17 protein-coding genes and 1 pseudogene are annotated in these 18,968 nt (G+C 58.9%); 10 read left to right on the plus strand and 8 right to left on the minus strand.

Going from position 1 to position 18,968, the window contains the following annotated elements:
• Positions 1-900: 900 nt before the first annotated feature.
• The 3 genes from repA (at position 901) to repC (ending at position 4,550) form a co-directional block, all read left to right on the plus strand.
• Complete coding sequence (repA, locus tag NBG89_RS33075; protein WP_431324824.1) at positions 901-2,124, plus strand: plasmid partitioning protein RepA; 1,224 nt, start codon at positions 901-903, stop codon at positions 2,122-2,124.
• Positions 2,121-3,146 (plus strand): plasmid partitioning protein RepB, encoded by a 1,026-nt coding sequence (gene repB / locus NBG89_RS33080; RefSeq protein ID WP_431324825.1) that lies wholly within the window; start codon positions 2,121-2,123, stop codon positions 3,144-3,146. Before repA ends, repB begins: the two co-directional genes overlap by 4 nt.
• Positions 3,147-3,335: 189 nt before the next feature.
• The gene (repC, locus tag NBG89_RS33085) at positions 3,336-4,550 is read left to right on the plus strand and encodes a plasmid replication protein RepC (RefSeq protein WP_431324826.1); all 1,215 of its coding nucleotides are present in this window, start codon (positions 3,336-3,338) and stop codon (positions 4,548-4,550) included.
• Between the two features lie 600 nt (positions 4,551-5,150).
• Here repC and NBG89_RS33090 read toward each other — a convergent pair.
• The 6 genes and pseudogenes from NBG89_RS33090 to NBG89_RS33115 all read right to left on the minus strand — a co-directional run.
• Positions 5,151-5,630 carry a ProQ/FINO family protein gene (locus NBG89_RS33090; protein ID WP_431324827.1) on the minus strand — a complete coding sequence of 160 codons (480 nt, stop codon included), beginning with the start codon at positions 5,628-5,630 and terminating at the stop codon, positions 5,151-5,153.
• A 91-nt stretch (positions 5,631-5,721) separates the two neighbouring features.
• Positions 5,722-5,964, minus strand: coding sequence for a hypothetical protein (locus NBG89_RS33095; protein WP_431324227.1), 243 nt, complete (start codon positions 5,962-5,964; stop codon positions 5,722-5,724).
• 112 nt (positions 5,965-6,076) lie between these two features.
• On the minus strand, positions 6,077-6,298 hold the full coding sequence (locus NBG89_RS33100; protein ID WP_431324828.1) for a hypothetical protein: 222 nt from the start codon (positions 6,296-6,298) through the stop codon (positions 6,077-6,079).
• Between the two features lie 139 nt (positions 6,299-6,437).
• Positions 6,438-6,824: a type II toxin-antitoxin system VapC family toxin gene (locus NBG89_RS33105; protein WP_431324829.1), complete on the minus strand. Its 387-nt coding sequence runs from the start codon at positions 6,822-6,824 to the stop codon at positions 6,438-6,440.
• Positions 6,824-7,078: a type II toxin-antitoxin system VapB family antitoxin gene (locus NBG89_RS33110; protein ID WP_431324830.1), complete on the minus strand. Its 255-nt coding sequence runs from the start codon at positions 7,076-7,078 to the stop codon at positions 6,824-6,826. The genes NBG89_RS33105 and NBG89_RS33110 overlap by 1 nt, the downstream gene beginning before the upstream one ends.
• A 317-nt stretch (positions 7,079-7,395) precedes the next feature.
• Positions 7,396-7,649 (minus strand): annotated as a pseudogene (locus tag NBG89_RS33115) (integrase); the annotation flags it as partial.
• A 348-nt stretch (positions 7,650-7,997) separates the two neighbouring features.
• Here NBG89_RS33115 and NBG89_RS33120 point away from each other — a divergent pair.
• On the plus strand, positions 7,998-9,212 hold the full coding sequence (locus NBG89_RS33120; protein ID WP_431324831.1) for an acyltransferase family protein: 1,215 nt from the start codon (positions 7,998-8,000) through the stop codon (positions 9,210-9,212).
• Positions 9,213-9,868: 656 nt separating this feature from the next.
• On the opposite strand, the gene NBG89_RS33125 is transcribed toward NBG89_RS33120, so the two are convergent.
• Positions 9,869-10,786, minus strand: coding sequence for a recombinase family protein (locus NBG89_RS33125; protein WP_431324832.1), 918 nt, complete (start codon positions 10,784-10,786; stop codon positions 9,869-9,871).
• Positions 10,787-11,469: 683 nt separating this feature from the next.
• On the minus strand, positions 11,470-12,585 hold the full coding sequence (locus NBG89_RS33130; protein ID WP_431324833.1) for a tyrosine-type recombinase/integrase: 1,116 nt from the start codon (positions 12,583-12,585) through the stop codon (positions 11,470-11,472).
• Positions 12,586-12,700: 115 nt separating this feature from the next.
• Between NBG89_RS33130 and NBG89_RS33135 the strand changes: the two genes are divergently transcribed.
• The 6 genes from NBG89_RS33135 to nhaA all read left to right on the plus strand — a co-directional run bounded on the left by NBG89_RS33135 (position 12,701) and on the right by nhaA (position 18,923).
• Positions 12,701-13,663, plus strand: coding sequence for a DUF1403 family protein (locus NBG89_RS33135; protein WP_431324963.1), 963 nt, complete (start codon positions 12,701-12,703; stop codon positions 13,661-13,663).
• A 10-nt stretch (positions 13,664-13,673) separates the two neighbouring features.
• Entirely contained in the window at positions 13,674-14,360 is a 687-nt protein-coding gene (scpB, locus tag NBG89_RS33140; protein ID WP_431324834.1) for an SMC-Scp complex subunit ScpB, read from the plus strand.
• 416 nt (positions 14,361-14,776) lie between these two features.
• Positions 14,777-15,646, plus strand: a complete 870-nt coding sequence (locus NBG89_RS33145; protein ID WP_431324835.1) for a DUF4118 domain-containing protein — start codon at positions 14,777-14,779, stop codon at positions 15,644-15,646.
• 107 nt (positions 15,647-15,753) lie between these two features.
• The gene (locus tag NBG89_RS33150; RefSeq protein WP_431324836.1) at positions 15,754-16,146 is read left to right on the plus strand and encodes a hypothetical protein; all 393 of its coding nucleotides are present in this window, start codon (positions 15,754-15,756) and stop codon (positions 16,144-16,146) included.
• A gap of 37 nt (positions 16,147-16,183) precedes the next feature.
• Positions 16,184-16,780 (plus strand): hypothetical protein, encoded by a 597-nt coding sequence (locus NBG89_RS33155; RefSeq protein ID WP_431324837.1) that lies wholly within the window; start codon positions 16,184-16,186, stop codon positions 16,778-16,780.
• Positions 16,781-17,720: 940 nt separating this feature from the next.
• Positions 17,721-18,923, plus strand: coding sequence for a Na+/H+ antiporter NhaA (gene nhaA / locus NBG89_RS33160; protein WP_431324838.1), 1,203 nt, complete (start codon positions 17,721-17,723; stop codon positions 18,921-18,923).
• Positions 18,924-18,968 lie beyond the last annotated feature (45 nt).

Raw genomic sequence — 18,968 nt, forward strand, 5'->3', positions numbered from 1 at the left:
GCATAATGCGACTGCGGTCGATTGCCATCCAGTTCATCCGCACATGCTGCGCTTGCCGTCACCATCAATGGCCAGGTGGACAATGATCAGAAGATCGAGAACCCAAACGAGCCGGAGCAGTTTATATCACGTACTTCGCCCGAAACATCTCGGGAGAAGGGTTTTAGCGGGGATGCTCTGTCGATACCCCACAAATGACTAAAGGCGCGGTCGGTGAAGACCGCGCCCAGCCATTCAGTTTAGAATATCCAAGTGCCATGGTAAGGCCATGGGCTCGCAGCACCATCGTGCCACCACTCAGCGAGTGGCTATTTTTTATGGTGACGTGACGCGCATGGCAAGGGGGACCGGATGTCCAGCATCACCAAGCGGCATGTACCGACATCACAGCTCCTGGGTGAATACTTGACCTTCGTCCCCCCAAGGTGGATCATTTCAAGGCGGATATGCGCACCCTCGCGACAGCATCCCGCTTGAGGGACAACGGTGCTGTGAATTCGGAAAATAGCGGCAGGCCTTGCCAGCGCCACTGTGGGCGCCTGCAGGACGAACTAGTCCAGGCAGTCCCGGGGTGACAAGGCGCTGCTGGTTCCGGCATGGGCGGTGATCGGTTTGTTCTCATGGTTTGCGATTTCCCCCACCTCTCGTTCCGACATTGGCCTCCGCCCAGCTGCAGCCAGGAGCTTGCTCTCAAATGTGTGAGTAACCTGGCTGGAGTGGTAATATCGCGCGGTTCAAAAAGTGTGCGGTTATCGCGTGTTAGCTGGATTGCGTTCTCATTTTTGCGAATGCGGTTAAGCTTTTGTTAACTCTATTCTTCTGGACCGACTCAGAGAATCGTGTTCTAGCTCTTGGCGGGCAAAGGCCGGAAAACCGGTCCGGAACCGCCAAGAGGGAAAGATGGCGATAGCGCAACGGATAGAATCGGTAGTTGCTTCGAAAGAAGATGCAGGCGGCAAGATCACTCGGCATGCTAATCTTCTATCTGGTCAATTGCAGCAGCTTCGTACGCGCATGTATCCGCCGAAGTCGGAAAAAGTGCTACGTCAGTTTCTGACTAACGAGGTCTCGAAGTTGACCTCGATCCCGGATTCGACGTTGAAGCTGATGTCCAGCGAAGGCCGAGGTCCGAGCCCGAGCAGGCTCGAAAACAATCATCGCGTCTATACGCTCGCGCAGATCAACGAACTTCGCGAGCTCTTCGCCAAACAAAAGCCTGCTGACGCGCTCCGCTTTCTCCCTCGCCGCCGCGAAGGCGAGCATTTGCAGGTTCTGGCCATTGCAAACTTCAAGGGCGGCAGCGCGAAGACAACGACCTGCGTGCACCTGGCACACTATCTTGCTCTTCAAGGCTACCGCGTCCTTGCCCTTGACCTCGACCCGCAAGCGTCGCTTTCAGCGCTTTTCGGAGCCCAGCCGGAAGTTGATGTTGGGGCGAACGAAACGATCTATGCAGCCTTGCGGTATGACGAAAACGAGCGGCGGCCGATCCGTGACATCATCCGCAAAACCTATTTCGACGGTGTTGATCTTATTCCGGGCAACCTCGAAGTCATGGAGTATGAGCACGAAACGCCGCGGGTCCTGGCGAATAAATCGGCGTCCGGAGCGATCTTCTTCGAGCGGCTGAAGCTCGCACTTTCCGAGGTCGAAGCGGATTACGACGTCGTCATTCTCGACACGCCTCCATCGCTCGGCTTTCTGACCCTGAGTGCGATTTACGCTGCAACGAGCATGATCATTACAGTTCACCCTGCAATGCTCGATGTCGCGTCGATGAGCCAGTTTCTATTGATGATGGGCGACTTGATCAGCGTCCTCAACGAAAGCGGCGCTCAGCTCGATCAGGATTTTATCCGCTACCTGGTAACCAGGCACAATCCAAATGACGCCCCCCAGTCTCAAGTCGTCGCAATGATGCGGCACCTTTTCGGCACCGACGTTTTGCTGCCGACGGCGATCGAGAGCACTGCGGTCGAAGCAGCGGGACTGGCCAAGCGCTCCATCTACGAGCTTGAGATGGGGCAGCTCGGCCGCGATACTCACAAGCGTGCTCGTGAGGCAGTTGACGCTGTCAACGAGGCTATTGTTCGCCTCATCAACACCAGCTGGGGGCGTGAATGAATAAATCACCCCGCAAGTCCATTGTCGCAAGCTTTGGTTTGCTGTCTGCAGAGCTCGAGAACGATCAGGTTACTGTTCAACAACCCTCCCCTCCCCCGCCGGCCGTTAATCGCGTCGGCGCCGGAGTGATTGGCGCAGCCCACCGAGCAATCGATGATATCAGGACTGAACGAGACCGGCTGAAGGCCCTGGTTGAGTCGGGTGGCGGTGCGATCCGGGAGATAGATCCATCGCTGATCGACCCCTCCCCCTACCCTGACCGACTTCCAGACGACGGCACCGAAAGTTTTGAGGCGTTCAAACGCTCGATTGAAACGGATGGACAAAAGGTCCCGATCCAGATTCGAAAGCATCCGTCATCGACCGAACGTTATCAGATCGTTTATGGGCATCGGCGCTGGCTTGCCGCCAAGCAGCTCGGCAAGCCGGTAAAGGCGATCGAAGTCGAGATTTCCGATCTTGATCTCGTCGTCGCGCAAGGTATCGAAAATGCAAGCCGGCAAGATCTGACTTGGATTGAACGAGCTCTATTTGCTTCGCGCATGGATGACGCCGGCATCAAACCGCGAGACATCTACGCTGCGCTTTCGATCGAGGATGCCGAACTAGCGAGGATGCGAAGCGTCTATCGCGCCGTTCCCTCGGATGTAATCGAGGCAATCGGGCGAGCGCCTAAGATCGGGCGACCAAGGTGGCTTGAACTTGCCAAGGCCATTTCGCAACAATCCGCTGCCTTGGATGCGATCAGGGCAGTCCTTGTCGTGAAAGCCGATCCTGCGGAAATTTCGGATCAGCGGTTCCAGCGGGCATTGAATGCTATCAAGCCTGGCGGGGATCGTCGTCGCGAGCCCACGCCGATCCTGGATGGCAGCGGCAGGAAGTTCGGGGACTGCGTGAGTACGCAGAAAGACGTCCGGATTTCGGCTGAAGGCTCGCTCGGAAGGGATTTCATCAAATTCGTTGAAGGTGAGCTGCCGGCTCTTGCCGATCGCTTTGCCCAACTGCGCGCGAACAAACCCTGACAGCTGTCAGGGTTCAGGTTTTAAGAAAGGAACACAGCAAAAGAAAAAGGCCCCCAAACGTTGCCGTCGTGGAAGCCTCTCTCAATGTGTGACAACTAGAGAATCGCATTTCCCCGAATCCCAGTCAAGAGTCTTGGCACCGTATTTTTGGTGAGCGGATTTCTTTTGCCTTTTGAAGGGTGAAAGAAAATGCAGACAGGCACAGTGACGACGCCCTTTGGGCGGCGGCCGATGACGCTTGCCTTGTTAAAGAGGCAGGCTCTTACGGCAGAGATGAAAGAAGGCAAGTCGGCCGACAAATGGGCGGTGTTCAGGGACGCCTGCGAGGCAAGGACTTTGCTTGGGGTTCAAGACCGTGCCTTGGCGGTTCTTGATGCGCTGCTCAGCTTCTACCCGGACAATACGTTGTCGCAGGAACGGACAATGATCGTGTTTCCTTCGAACGCGCAGCTGTCGGTTCGAGCGCACGGCATAACGGGTACGACGCTGCGTCGGCATCTTGCGGCGCTGGTCGAGGCAGGATTGATCAATCGCAAGGACAGCGCCAACGGGAAGCGCTATGCTCGTAAGGATGGCACTGGCGGGATCGAAGATGCCTATGGCTTCGATCTGTCGCCGTTGCTTGCTCGCGCCGAGGAGCTCGCTCTGATGGCTCAGCAAGTGACTGCAGACCGAGCGAGGTTCCGCCGTCTGAAGGAAACGCTGTCCGTCTGCCGCCGGGATGTGCGCAAGCTCATATCCGCGGCCATGGAAGAGGGTGCTCCGGGAGACTGGGGAGTCATTGAAGCGATGTATCTCGAGCTTGTCGGACGCATGCCGCGCACTCCGACGATCGGAGATCTGCAAGACCTCAGCGAGGAAATGGAGATGCTGCGCGCCGAGATCCTCAACAGGCTGGAACTGCAGATGAATTCTGAAAAAATGGACGGCAATGATATCCGAATTGAACGCCACATACAGAATTCAAATACCGAATCCAGCAATGAACTTGAACCTTGCTCTAGAAACGAGCCGGGGGCGAGGCCTGAGGCAAAACAGCGACCTACCATGGAGGCGATAAAGGCGTTTCCGTTGGGTATGGTGCTTCGGGCATGCCCAGAGGTCAGCGCTTACGGGCCGGACGGAGTAGTTTCGAGCTGGCGTGAACTTATGTCAGCCTCGGTGGTCGTTCGATCGATGTTGGGCATAAGCCCCAGTGCGTATCAGGATGCTTGCGATTCAATGGGTCCGGAGAATGCGGCAGCTACGGTGGCCTGCATTCTGGAGAGGGGCGGGCACATTAACTCGCCTGGCGGATATCTCCGGGATTTGACTGCACGAGCGCGACGAGGGGAGTTTTCGCTCGGGCCGATGCTCATGGCCCTGCTGAGGGCAAATGGGGAAAATATCCGTGTAGCCGTATGAGCTGGTCACGGCAGGAAAACCCTGACAGCTGTCAGGGTTTTGTAGGCACGAGACTCTCAAGTTCATTCGAAGGCTTAACGGACAAGTTAGACTAAGCCGGTGTGGAAAAAAGATTGTTCGGTTAAACGTTTGGATAGTTCGACCCGTGATGGTGTTCCCAACCTTTGGTCTGCTCCTGAATTGACCAATCTCCATCTGAGCGTTGTGAGCGAGGTGGCGGGTATGTCAGGCAGCGTAGACTCAACAGATTGATGTCCAGGAGTGCTTGTCCTTCCAATAGACGCGCGAAATTTGACGATTACAGAAATGCCATCTCGAAAGCGGGGCGAGACGCCCGGGCTCCGTCGGGTTACGCTGGCTCGACGTGATCTGCACAGTCTGAGACCGAGATGGTTCTATCGCCCCCGGAAAGAGGGGAGCGGCCGCCGTCCGATTTGGGCGTTTGTTGCCAGGCGCAGGGAACTATCGGCAGTAATCCGGACAGGGCTGCCATCTACTCCGCCGGCGAATGAGTTCTCGCTCGACCCTAAGCCGATGGCGCTGCTGCACGCCCACGGCGCGATAGACCAGCGGACCGGATTGTCCGACAGGATTGTCAGATTATCGCTCAGTGAGCGCAGTTTTCTCGTTGAGACGCGTGAGCAAAGCCGCTCGAATCTGCTCGCTCTTGGTGAGAGGAGGGGGAGACACCGCGGCATTCTGTGCCGTCGCGGCGCTGCCACCCGTGAGGCTCTGAAAGCGCTCCTGCGCAGCAATCCGGTCGACGTCCGACACGGGTTCGGCAGGATCGCCTTGCAGGTTGAAGCGCATCGAGTCGGGTTGGGCTGTTGCGAAGAAATACCGCTTGGAATGCAGATAAGCTCCCGTTGCGCGGCGCAGCTTCGTGACGCCGACCTCAGGCTTGAGGAGAGGGCGGATGTCGTTCCAGAGACCGAGTGCGAAAGGCCGGATCGGGTCGCCGATTTTGGCCGGCAGAATCTCGATGGGGCGCAGGAGGAGGGCATTGATGGCGCGCGCCTTGGCAAGATCTGCCTCGTTTGCCGTAATCGGGCCGCGGCTTGTTGTCCAGGGTTTCGTCATTGAGCACTCCACTTCAAAGCCCGACGTAGATGGGGATCGTGAAGGGAGTTTGACAGTGCGGTGCGAGCGTATCGACCGGCTGTGCAGATTTTCAGGAGGGCGTAAGGTCCTGAAGGATGGAGAAACTGGCGCAGCTTGCATCGATATTACCGATGCGAATGGTATGTTCTGAGCGGGCGGTCAAAAGTGACAGGCGCACATTCCTGGCGTTCTTCGCGCGCACGAGAAACTCCTGGCGGGCGAAGATCAGCCCAGATCTGTTTGTCAGCTCAAAGGCGACATGTTCGCTGTAGCCGTCATCCGCGATAATGACGGTCGCCAAGCCAGACTGCATTCGTGAAACTCCTTGGTTTGCGGAGAATTTGCTTGAGATAGGGCTGAGCTTCAATCGGACCGAGGTTTTTTCCCATGATCTCTTCGCTAGGTAGTCGCATGGAGCACTGAGCTTAATCGTCGCCTTCTGGCATAAGAGCGTCGAATATTTCCAGGAGAGCCTCGGTTATGGCGCTTCCGAGTGCGTTTCCGCTCGCCGCGATTGCCTGCTCGTCCATATCGCGCGCCGCAATCGCCAGGTTCCCGCCTTGCTCGGCGACGATCGCGCGCGCCCGCTCGATTGCCCATTGCGCGAAATCATTCCGGGTTTCGATCGCGACCGTTTCGATTTCCATCAGGTGCCTTTCAGAATTTCTTCAGGGGTGTCGGGCAAAGTTGCCCGGCGCGTTGAGTTGTGCGTACGCGCTGTTGTGGTCCAACTTTGATCTGATTGGTAGGCCCTCAAAGCCCTCGCGGGCTTGTCACCGAACCACTTCACACTGTTTCGATGTCTGTTCGCGAGAAATCATCGCCCTTGAAAAGGAGCGGCTCGCCACGGGTCTTTGCCAGCGCATACGAGAAGCAGTCGCCATAGTTCAAACCTGCCGGATGACGTCCTTTACCAAAGGCACGCCAAGCTCGTCGCGCGATCGCGATCTGGTCGGTGTCGACCGAGACGATTTCGACGCCGGCTTTGTGAAGCCACAAATCCAGTTCCGCAGCGCCTGCCTCACCCATGCGCGCTTCTATCACGATTGCCAACTCAAGGACGGAGGCCGCTGTCATGAAGCGCCGTGGAGCATCAACAATCTTTGCCTCGAATGCTTCAGCTTCCGGTTCGCCAAAGGCAATCGCCACGACCGCGGATGTGTCGATCACCATCAGCCGGGAAGTCCGTTTTCGTCATAGCCCAGAATCTCGTCGACAGTACGGTTATCGAGAACCGTCAGCTTACCCCAGCGTCTGCGGCTGGCGGCGAGCTCCTCCAATAGAACGGTGCGATTTCCTGCATTGGCGAGACGCCGCAGCCGCTCTTCCAAGGCGCGGCGCGTGGCCATGGTAATCGTCTCTCCGGTTTTCTCGGCGAGCGCCTTAGCGAGGCGTTCCGTCTCGGCGTCTTTGATGCTCAGCGCCATGCTTGGTTCCTTGGTTCCTATTATTCGGTATTCTACCTAAGCCAACTGCTATCGCAAGTGCGTTCCGCTGCGATTGGACCGGGCGGTATCACTCGCAAACCGTAGGGAAAGTAAGTCATAGATGGGAAATCCATAACGCGTGGAATGGAAATTGGACACAGCAAGACAGCGCTCCGTAGCCACTAGTGACGAGGAGCGCACGTTCGCGGGGTTACGTTGGACTCGCGGGGCTGCGCTTGGCTTGGCGGATTGCCGACAAAGCCCTGCACAGCGAGGGCTTTATCGCTCACTACGGTCACATCCAGGGGATAACGACTAGGTGACCAGTCGCGCTGCGCTGTTATTAGTAGCGCGGATTTCAGGGAGGGAGCGGAGAAAGATCCTGTCAGGCCGCGCCAGCGTGTCAGAATCGACAACGAGGTCAGCCGACGCACCGTGTCGGGCGCGTGCGGACCGTCGGCCCGCAACAGCCTTGAATGCGTAGCCCAGCCTCGACCCCAGCCGGCATGCCGTGGTCGGGATCTTCGGTCCGTCCGACCGGATTCCAAAGATGATGGGCGACGAATTTCAGCCTTTGGCTTCGGCATGAGATGGCTCTCGCGCTGTGATTTGCTCCGACTTTATCGGTGTCGATTAGCGTGATTGAGCGGAACTCATTTCATTCTATCGATAGACTTTTTGGTCCTCTAGGTTCACCGGAATCTTCCTGGTCGACAGGAATGCGGCAGTACCCAATCATCGCAACTTTTCGGTCTACGACAGCGCAGAAAAGGACAGCACAGAAAAGAAATGGTTCGCTATAATTTTACGAAAAATTTAGGTTAATTAGCGGTTTCAATTACACCCCATTCCATCGCAACCATTGATCGGTAAGCTAACCGGCATCAGCCTTTGCCATGAAACTGCCGGAGAGTTGCGCATGACCATGCTCGCCACCACGAACAATTCGCATGCAGCCAATGTTCCGTTGCTCTCGCATACGGGAGTCGTGACAACGGGCACGCGGATGGTTGGGCCCGATATCCTGCGCTCCCTGGCGATCTTGCTGGTGATGCTTGTCCACCTTCCGTTGAACGCCACGCCCGGCACATTGGTAACCGTCCGCGAATATGGCTGGCTCGGCGTTGATATCTTCTTTGTGCTCAGCGGCTACCTGATCGGCACGCAACTGTTCAAGGAAGTGACGCGCACGGGGGCAGTCGATTTCAAATCGTTTTACCTCCGGCGAGCGTTCCGCATCTTTCCGGCCTTCTTCGTGGTCCTTGGCCTTTACGCGTTAGTTCCAGTCCTTCGCGACAATTCAGCGATGCAGCCTCTCTGGAAATTCGCGACCTTCACGGTCAATCTCGGGTTCGACCCGAGGGAGGGCAACGCTTTTTCTCAGGCATGGACGCTTGCCGTCGAAGAGCAGTTCTATCTCGTCCTGCCCTTGCTGGTTCTTCTCCTGTATAAGCGCGTTGGCACGGGATGGGTGCTTGCGCTCGCAGGACTGTTGACACTCGCCGGGATCGGACTGCGTTACGTGATCTGGGATATGCAGGTTGGCACCCTCGTCACAGAGGGCCAGTTGCGCCCGGCCTTTGCGACATACCTCCGCGATATCTACTATCCAACTTACACACGCTTGGATGGGTTGCTGTTCGGCGTCTTGCTTGCAGCCGCCCGCTTCTTCAAGCCGGAGCTCTGCAGGCAATATCTGCCGCCAAAGCTCACGATACCTTCAGGTCTGATCTTTGTGATCACAGCGCTCATCTGCTTTGTCGATCGAGGTCCCCTGGCAGGACAAGGCATCTTTCCGGTGTTTCAGGCGCAACTCGGCGCGGTTGCGGGCTTCCCGCTGATCTCGATCGGCATCGCACTGCTGTTCTGCGCCATGCTCGATCTTGAGCACGTTCTCAGCCGCTGGCCCGTGCCGGGTGCAGCTCTTGTAGCAACGCTGTCCTACAGCCTTTATCTCACGCACAAGTCCGTCTTTCACGTCACGCGCCTCGTTGTCGGAGAGGAGAATCTGCAAGGCACCTTCGGTTTTTTCGCCTATCTGATCGCAAGCTTTGTCGTCGCGGCCGTTCTCTGGCTTTTTGTGGAGCGAACGTTCCTGCATCTTCGGGACAAAATGCAGTCGTCTTTGAACTAATCGTCGTGCTCTCTTATCGCCAAACCTGAACGTCGCGAGGACAATGATCCGCAAATGGCCGACAGCAGTCTCTGGAGCGGAGAAATATGCCAACGTCTTCCAGCTGTCATGGTCGGCGAGCAGTATGAGGTCAGCAGCGATTGATGATGGCCAAGCCGGCCTTCCGGCTGGGAGGCTCAATGGCGCAGGCACCCGATAGAATGGTCAGCGGCGAGATGGCCTGGCAAAAGGCCGTTGCCCGCGACGCGGTCATTCGTCCGGAAGGAACGCCATACATCGTCTCGCTGGGTTTACCGCTGCCCCATGGTCAACGGCCGCCAGTCACTGCAGGCACGGCGCCGCTGACCAGCCTTCCACGGGCATGGCGAGCCGTGACCATTACGGCCATCGCAGACCTCCTCTCTGAGGACGCTTCCAAGACGGCTCGACACTCTCCCTCTGTTCGCGAGGCCTTTCGGCAATTCGAGCGTGGGCCGGCCCCAGAGTATCATAGGGTCTTTTTACCAACGCGGGCAGCGTCAGCCATAAAACTCCGGACGGAAACCGAATACCGTCAGCGCGCCTGCGGCATCGTTGAGAGCCAAGACTGGCATCTTTGCCGTCAAAAACAGGGCGCGCAAGAAACCGGGCAATCGGCAAGTTGATGCTCCGCGCCCTCAATGACGGATGAGGCCAAACCGATGTGCCTCATCCAGCAGGTGACGAACAGAAGAAGGCTGCCATTTGCGCCCACCGCGCGCTGGCCGCTCGCCCATCTGATCCAGTTGCGCGGCAATGTCGCGTAGCGACAGGCCGGGATCGGCAATGGTAATCGCCGCAACGAGCTTCATCAGATAATCTTCTGGAGCGCGGCGGGGCGAGCGTGCCAGGAGCTCGGGGTCGGCAAGCTTCTCGCGGACCATCCGATGCACCGCGCGGCGCAGTCGTTCCACCGTCCAGTCATGGCCGCGGCGATTGAGGACCCGAACGACACTGTCCCAGCTATGCTGGGGACGAAGCTGCCGGACCATTGGTAGCCAGGTTTGGGCGGACGAAATCAGCTCGTCGAGATAAAGTTTTTCTCGCGCCTTCGAGACTGCCTTGATCGCCTCCGGGCGCCGCTCGCGAAGTCCTGGGTTGCCCGGCAACTTGCCACGCGCTTTTGCCGCTTTGATACCGGCTTTGGTTCGTTCGGCGATCAGAGCCCGTTCGAGCTGTGCGACGGCCCCGAGAACCTGAAGAGAAAACATGCCCTGTGGCGTGGACGTGTCGATCGGATCGCGGATCGATCGGAAATGAACGCCGCGCTCTTCAAGGTCCTCGATCACCTGCAACAGATGGCTGACTGAACGGGCGAGGCGATCCAGCCGGACAACAACAAGTACGTCGCCGGCAGCGAGCTCGCCGAGCAGTCTCGTCAGAACCGGTCGGGCCCGTGAAGCGCCAGATCCGTGCTCCTGAAAAATCCGCTCACAGCCGGCGGCGCGCAACTCGTCCATCTGCGCGTCATGGACCTGATCGTCGGTCGAGACGCGTGCATAGCCGATAAGACGTTTGGGGGCCGGCGATGGATTGGTGGCTAGCCGTTTTGCCATAATTTTCTCGCGCGACTTTTTGGTGCTTTGTACAGACAAGGAATGCGTGAGAAAAGGATCGGTTGCAAGCGTGTTTTATCTACCGAATAGAGACCCGCCAGAGTCGAAACGCCATCATGGACGAGCAACGGAGCGTCCACATAGGCAAACGCCCGCCAGCGGGCTCCGGTGGCGGAAATGCCGGAAAACCAGCGGTTTCGGAGTGCCCTCTCGGACCGAGAGCCAGGTGGACGGTGCGGAAACTCAATTCAGGAACTACGATTGGCCGTTTGCGCGGAAGGCGGCCGTCGAATTCTGCTTGCCGAATTCCGGTCAACCCGGCCGAAATCGGCTGGAAAGCCCGGAAAACCAGGCGTTTCCGCCCATCCTGGGCGACCGACAAACCTTCTCTGCGAGTCAGAATCCATCACTATCGATACCTGATACTTATCGATGGTTAGAAGCATAACTCAGAATGGTCAAAAGTAGCAGAAGTAAGTATGGATATAGCTTCTCGTTAATGATGTATTTACCATGAATTCAACAGGTTAATATCACGCCAATCCGCCATCCAGACCTTGCCGCATTTCGATGTCACCCCCGCTGTGGCTTTTACTTCCCGATTTCAATTGAAGCGCTAAGCTAAAAACCCAGCCCGCATTTTTGAGCTAACGATTTCATGCTGGCGGCGGGGGAGGGGCCTCTTAAAGCCCTGACGCCTTGGTGAGATTGGTGCGGAAGCGGTCGCGTCGGCGCTGATATTTGCGAGTCATTTCGGCTGAGGCGTGCCCCAACTGCTTCTGCACGTAGCGCTCCTCGATCTCGGCGGAGGAGGCAAGCCCGGCGCGCAGCGAGTGGCCGGCGAACAGCCCGGCCCGTTCCTCTTCCGGCAGATCGGAACGGACGCCGGCGGCAAGCGCGGTCTGCTTGACCAGCCGGGCGACATGTTTGTCGGAGAGCCGCTCGACGTCGATCGTCTTGTTGTCCTTGAAGATGCGGCGGAAGAGGGGACCTCTGGCGATCCGGCCAAAGCGGATCCAGCGCTCGACGGCAGCAAGGGGACATGTCTGGTCGGAGGCGCCGCGGCCGACCTCGACCTGGCGCCAGCCGGTTTTGCCGCGCAACGTCAGCAGCACGCCTTGTCCGGGAAAAATCTCGATCCAGCCACGGCCGTCGCTGTGGTTCCCATCCAGATGGTCGTCGCGGGCGACGTCGAGACCGACGATCTCAGATCGCCGCAGGCCACCGGCGAAGCCCAGGAGCAGAATGGCCCGGTCGCGCAGGCCGCGCAGATCATGACCGAGCGTGTCGACCATCGCCTTGATGTCTTCGCCGAGCACCGCCTCCTTTTGCCGCGGCGGCTTGGCGTGCTTGCGGCGGATGCCGGCGAGGACCGTGGCAATATGCCGGTCGGAGCGATCCATCGGCGTGCCGCGCTGGGTAAAGTTCCAGGCCAGCCCGGACAGGCGCCGCTCGATCGTCGCCACCGACAGGGCAGGGGTATTGCGTTTCTGATCACCGGCGGCACAGGCACCGATATAGAGGCCGATCACCTGGCTCGACGGCGGCATCGGCTCGAAACCTTCGCGGCGGCACCAGGCGGTGAAATGCCGCCAGTCCTTGGCGTAGGCATCGCGGGTGTTTTCGGAACTGGCGGCGTTGGCGTAGGCCGTTGCGGTCGCGACCAGGGCTTCGACACGAGGTGTAGGCCGCGGGGCGGAGGGCGAGGCGCCGGTTTCGATGACGAGATCGCCGCCAGCGGGAAGGTCGCCGTCATCAATATTGTCGATTTTGGGCGTGTTGGCCGGGGGATTTTGCATGGTTCAAGAGCCTACCATCATATGTCCGATAATGGAAGGTTATTGGACATAGTTTGTTTCAGACAGGCGGTGCGGTTTTATGGTAGGTATCTGGTGTAAACCGCACGTATGTTCTATGTTCTGCCGCATGGATTCGTTTGTGCCCACCCTTTCGACGCCGCCGGCCTGGCCAGCCAAGCTGCCCGGCTGGACATTGGCGCGCGGGCGCGAACCGAGCGATGCCGACGCCGCCTTCGCCGCCGGCATCGCCTTGAAATCCTTGGATGATCTCGTCCGCACCGCGCCTGTGTGGATGGGCTGCTGGCGATCCCGCCAGGCGCTCGCCTGCGGTGCGTCCGCGGTTCGGTTGATCGGCCGTAACGAGGAACAATCGGCGCTGCGCGACGCCATTCTGCGGACCGCTCCCGGCGACGATCCGGGACCGGCCGGACGCCTGGCTTTGGCTTTCCAAACGCTGGCGGACCGGAAACGGACGATCGGCAGCAAAATCCTCGAGGACCTGACCGATCTGATGGGGTTGCGTCGGGAGGGAGTGAGCGACATCGCCGACCGGTTCGACGATGCCCTGCAGTCGCCGAGCGCCGCGCCGTTTGCTGCCGCCACATTGGTGGCAAACATCTGCGCGCTCCGCCCCGACGCCGAAATCCTCGCCTGGTGGCTAGCCGACCGGCTTTTGGCCGAAAAGCTCGGCTGGGATTTTTGTGTGCCGCTGTTGATGGCGGAGCGTTTTGGCGCCGCTTTCCGCACCCCCGGAGGTCGCGGGCGGTTGCGGCCCGGCGACGACGGCTTTGAGCGGGCGGTGTGCCTGGCGCTGGTCTCGGGCGCCGGCGCGGCGCTGCGGTCGGCCGGCGACATTGCCCGCCGTGCCGAGCAGCTGGTCGCGGCGGCGCCAAAGGTTCGGACGAAGGGAGCGGCATCGGTGATCCGCAAACTGCTCGACGAGGACGCCGTGCCCGCCTCCGCGCCGGGCGCCAACCTGTCCCGCTGGGCCGCCACGCGGCTGTTCGAACGGCTGGAGGGCTTTGGCGCCGTGCGCGAACTCTCCGGCCGCTCCTCCTTCCGGATTTTTGGATTGTGAGGTGGCCGCTATGAGCGCGACACCGCAGCCGAAGCGCCACGCCAAAAAGAATCCCCAGGACGATGTCCTATACGATCGCGAGCTGGAGGATTTGCCTGCGGAGCTGCGCTGGCGGGAATGGATGCTGCGGGTCGAGGCGGTGATCTTTGCCTCGGCCGAGCCGGTCAGCCGAGAAACGCTGGCACGCGTCGTCGGCAAAGACTGCAGCATCGATCTCATCATCGACGATCTTGTCGAGGAACTGCGAGACCGACCCTACGAACTGGTGTCGGTCGCCGGCGGCTGGCAGCACCGCACCCGGATTCGCTTCGCGGAGACGATCCGGGCTTCGGCGGCGCCGACGCGGGGAGGGGCGGCGACGCTTTCGGAGTTCGAGGCGATGGTGCTGATGGCTGTGGGATATTTCCAACCGGTGACACGGAGCGATCTCTCGAAGATCTTCGGCAAGGAAGTATCCCGTGATACGATCGGTGCATTGCGCGGCGCTGGTTTCATATCGTCAGGGCCGCGCAGCCCGACGCCAGGTGCACCCTACGCCTATGTGACAACAAAACATTTCCTCTCCGTCTTTGGTCTCGAGACGCTGCGCGATCTTCCTGACATCGAAGGATTGGAGGATGTCGGGCTGCTCGGCCGCCATGCGCTCGTCGGGGAGGCGTTCGCGGAGCAGCAGGATGAAGCGCTGATGGACGACTAAGACGTCCGCGGGGTTCACGCCTTGGCCTGGTGCGGCCGCCCTTCAGGAGCGGCCCCGGTCTTTGTTGCGACAATGAGGATCGCGGCGGTCTTCTATGCTATCGTCGCCTCCGCGGGTAGCGCGATGGGAAAGCCCGCGGCTGCGAGTGCCGCGCACATCTCGTCCAACGCTGGGAATCGGTAGACGTCGTCCGTGGCAAGCTGATGGAAGAGGGAAGAGGCCGCCTATTTTGATTTCGTCATCGAAGTCATTTCCCGGAATCTTGCCGACGTAACGACTTTTTTCGATCTCGTCCCCAGACACATGGAATATTTATACGGTCGAGACTAACTCCCCTAACAACATGCAACTTCGCGTGCCGCGACCGGTTCCATGGTTGCGGCGCCGCGACCGTATACTGGGCAGGAGGTGATGCAATGGCCGATGTTGAATCGAAGCTGGAACCAGAAGTTACAACGATGCCGGTTACCGATCCACTCCCGGACTCGCGACCATGGGAGGCCTCGGCGCTGGTGGGGTATCTTGCTTCGTTCACAATGACCGCCATCGCGGCGGTCGTGGCGGTCGGCATCGATAGAGGTTTGACGATACCGAACGTCTCACTCGTATTTGTGGTGCCGGTGATCGTCGCGGGCGTTTCCTTCGGCTTTGGGCCGTCGCTCTGCTCGGCCGTACTCGGTGCTCTCGCCTATAACTTCTTTCTGACCGAGCCACGCTATACACTGGTCGTCGACGACCCGGCAAATATCTGGGCCATTTGCCTGCTGTTTCTCGTCGGACTGATTGTGAGTGGCATTGCGTTCACCTCTAGGCGCAGAGCGGCGGATGCGGCCCTTCTCAGAAGGCAGGCGACTGTGTTGCAAGCCTACAGTCGCGACGTCGTGGCGGCGGACAGCACGAATACGCTTATCTCGGTCACGTCTCAAACTCTCGCTGCGCTGTTCCAGGTTCCCGCCACTGTGATGCTCGTTGCGGAGGGTAAGGTGATTTCCGTCAAAAGCGTCGGCGGCCTGCAGCCAGAGGAGGCAGACTTCGAGGCGGCGCGATTGTCGTTGGAGGTGGGCACTGTCGCGCGCGCTGGCGTCTATCCCGCCTTGGGCTCGCGCTTTGACTTTTGGCCCGTCGCAACGGGGGAGGGCTGGGGTGCCGTCATTGGGCTCGCATTCGATCCCAGTAATCGCCCCTCGGCGCCAGAGACGTCGATCGACATCGTTGGAAGTGTTTTGGCGCTGGCGCTTTCGCGTCTGCGTTCCCCGGTTGGCCGCGACGCTCGATCCAAACCTTAAGTCCGAGGAAACGATGCACGGCAAAAAATAACCCGCTAGTTGGTGGGGTTTGCGGCCTTTAGCGTCAAGCGAAGCTGGAGTGCCGCCAGCGGATATGGAGGTGCCTCTTGGATCGATCGTTATTTCTTGCCAGGCTCCTTGGGCCGACATTTGTGGCGGTCTGGCTGGGGATGCTGATCAATCTTGGCATGTATGAGACCATGATCGCGGAGGCGCTGCATTTTGGCATCCTGTTCTATCTGTCCGGGGTATTGTCCCTGCTCGCTGGCCTCACGATCGTCAACCTGCACAATAGATGGCAGGTGGACTGGCGAGTGATCATTACGCTGCTCGGCTGGCTGATGACAATCGGGGGCATCCTCCGCATTGCCGTGCCGCAGGTGGCAATTGCCGCGGGTTCGACCATCTATAGCGGCCGTGCCGCCACTATGTTGGTGGCGCTGTTCATCGGTACGCTGGGCGCTTTCCTGAGCTTCAAGGGCTACGTGCGGCGCCTTTGAGGCTCGGAATTGCGATGATGGGAGCACGGCCAGAGCAATGAACCTTGTCTTCGCCGTTCTTGTACGCATCTTCGGCGCCGCGGCGTCTCCGATGAACTGGAATTGTTCCTTGGGTCAGCCTGGCCGAAGACGGAAACCCACAAATCGCAGAGAAGCGGACCTGGAAGCAACAGCACTCCGATTTGCTAAGGCTACGACGGATCCTGTTGCCGTTTCGCTGCCTTTGCTCGGGAATGGAAGCAGACGACAGCGAGAGCTCCAGACGACGGGACGCGGGACATTCGGACCCGGTGAAGCCTTCCAGTTTGATTGGTCGGAAGACTGGGCGATCATCGGCAATGAGTGCACCAAACTGCAGGTGGCGCATACAAAGCGTAGCTACAGCAGCGCCTTCATCGTCCGGGCCTACTTTGCTACCGACGCACGAGATGCTGTTTTGATGCCAACAAAACAAGCGTTGCGCGTCTTCGTCGTCGGCGGCCGCATCTACGACAATATGTGCACGGCGATTGATGAAGTCGGGCGTGGCATGGAGCGTGACGTCAACGTCTGCTTCCGGCCATGCCCAGCCACTACCATTTTAACAGCAATGCTCTGCTCGGATGGCGGAGGCAGGGGTCCCAGCCGAAAGTAGCCCAAACGCGGAAATGGCGATCAAGTGCCCCGTCACCGAGATTGCAGCGCTGCGCCATATCGCATTGGGCGACTTGGCTGCTTCCCTCCGGTATTAGCAAGACAGTCGTTCTGGTGGTCTGCCGATTCGATCTTCCGCTGACCCAAAACACAGCTGCGAGCCGGATCTGGGGGACAATAAGCAAAAAAACAAAACTGGTCGGAAGTTCGCATCACGATAATCCTTGGCCGGGCGACGACCGCTAAGGATGCCATCCGAAATAGACAGCGACCGACAGCCCAAGCTGGGCGACGGCCAAGACCAAACATACAGCAAAGCCGATGATGATGGCCCAGGAGCGTTTTTTCTGTCTATTCATCTGACCTCAAAGTGCTCATCGAGGACAGGTTTGTCGCGGGCGGTGCAACTGGCTCGACTAAATGCTCTGGTTTCGCCATGTCGTCGTCTCGACGTAATCGTCCGCGATGACGACTTCGTTGCCGAGAATTTTATGGTCATGCCGTGAATGCCATCAAGACTATGTCCGTTGTGCGGGTCGGAGGCGCCAGACGCTGGGAGAGAAGCGCGTGCCCGAGGTCTTTGAGCTGGTCTTAAGGGCGTATTCGTAGAACTTTCTGTCGGCAAGGCCGTCGTTTGCACCCTCAACGAGGTTGCGGTAGGCGCATTCGCGTTTCTCACCGTGCCACACTCCTTTCGTTTTGATCGGGCGACCTTCCTAAATCAAATTGTCACAATCAACCGCAGCTTGCAGAAATCACCGCTCCCGCAATAGGAGCAACCCCATTGCGTAATCGGCTGCAACTCGGGCTGATCACGTCGATTTCAATGGCACGCTTGCGGTCGATGAACTACCCTGCGCGGGATGGCGTGTGCTGCGTGCGCCACGGGATTCCCGAAATTGACGGAGACTTCGATCAACTCTCACAAGGAGCGTGACCCTATGTCTTTGTCGCACCGCCCGATCGGCCAGGGCCTCATTCATTCCACCTTCCGACGGTTTCTCGACAGCGAGACGTCTGCAGGCATGCTGCTCATGATCGTCGCTTTGCTGGCCATCGTGACCGCCAATTCGCCGCTGGCATCCGTATATTTCGCGACGCTGCACCTTTCCATTGGACCAATGAGCCTGCAGCACTGGATCAACGATGCGCTAATGGCGCTTTTCTTCCTGCTCGTTGGTCTGGAAATCAAGCGTGAGGTGTTGGATGGCCAGCTTTCAAGCTGGTCGCGCCGCATCCTGCCGGGTGCCGCGGCCGTCGGCGGCATGGTCGTTCCCGCCTTGATCTACGGCGCTTTCAATCAGGGCGATTTCACCGCAGCCCATGGTTGGGCGATCCCGACAGCGACCGACATCGCCTTTGCGCTTGGCGTCCTTTCTTTGGCTGGACCGCGTGTTCCGGTGACCCTCAAGGTTTTTCTCGCAGCCCTTGCCATCATCGACGACCTCGGGGCGGTCGTGATCATTGCGCTGTTTTACGCAAGTGACATGAACTACTGGGCCCTTGGTGGTGCGGCCGTCGCATTCTTTACCTTGATTGCGATGAATCGAGCCGGGGTCAGTCGCCTCGCTCCCTATCTGGTCCTGGGCGCCGCCCTTTGGGGCCTGGTTTTCCTGTCGGGCATCCATGCGACGATCGCAGGCGTTCTTCTGGCTCTGACCATCCCCCTGAAACTGACGCGAGGAACACCCGGGGCGCCACACGCAGTGTCACCTCTGCATCGGCTGGAACATAGCCTTCAGGTTCCGGTTGCCTTCCTGATCGTGCCTCTGTTTGGCTTTGCCAACGCCGGGGTTTCCTTGGTCGACGTCACGCTCGACTCGCTGTCAGAGCCCGTCACGCTTGGTGTCGGATTGGGATTGGCAGCTGGCAAGCTTATCGGTGTCCTTGGCGCTGTCGTGTTGACGGTACGCGCCGGGTTCGCGAAGTTGCCCGGCGCCGCGAGCGGGCCGCAGATGCTGGGCATCGCACTTCTGTGTGGCATTGGTTTCACCATGAGTCTCTTCGTCGGGCAACTCGCCTTCGAAGACCCGGCGATACAGGATCGGGCTAAGCTGGGAATCCTGATCGGTTCGTCCGTTTCCGGCGTTGCAGGTTATCTCGTGCTTCGGTTCTCGTCGCGCCGAACAGGAATACCCATATGAGATAGACGAATTCGAACTTGGAGTCTCGACGGCATGAACCGGTAT

The sequence above is a fragment of the Rhizobium sp. YTU87027 genome (assembly GCF_050644135.1).
GTDB lineage: Bacteria > Pseudomonadota > Alphaproteobacteria > Rhizobiales > Rhizobiaceae > Rhizobium.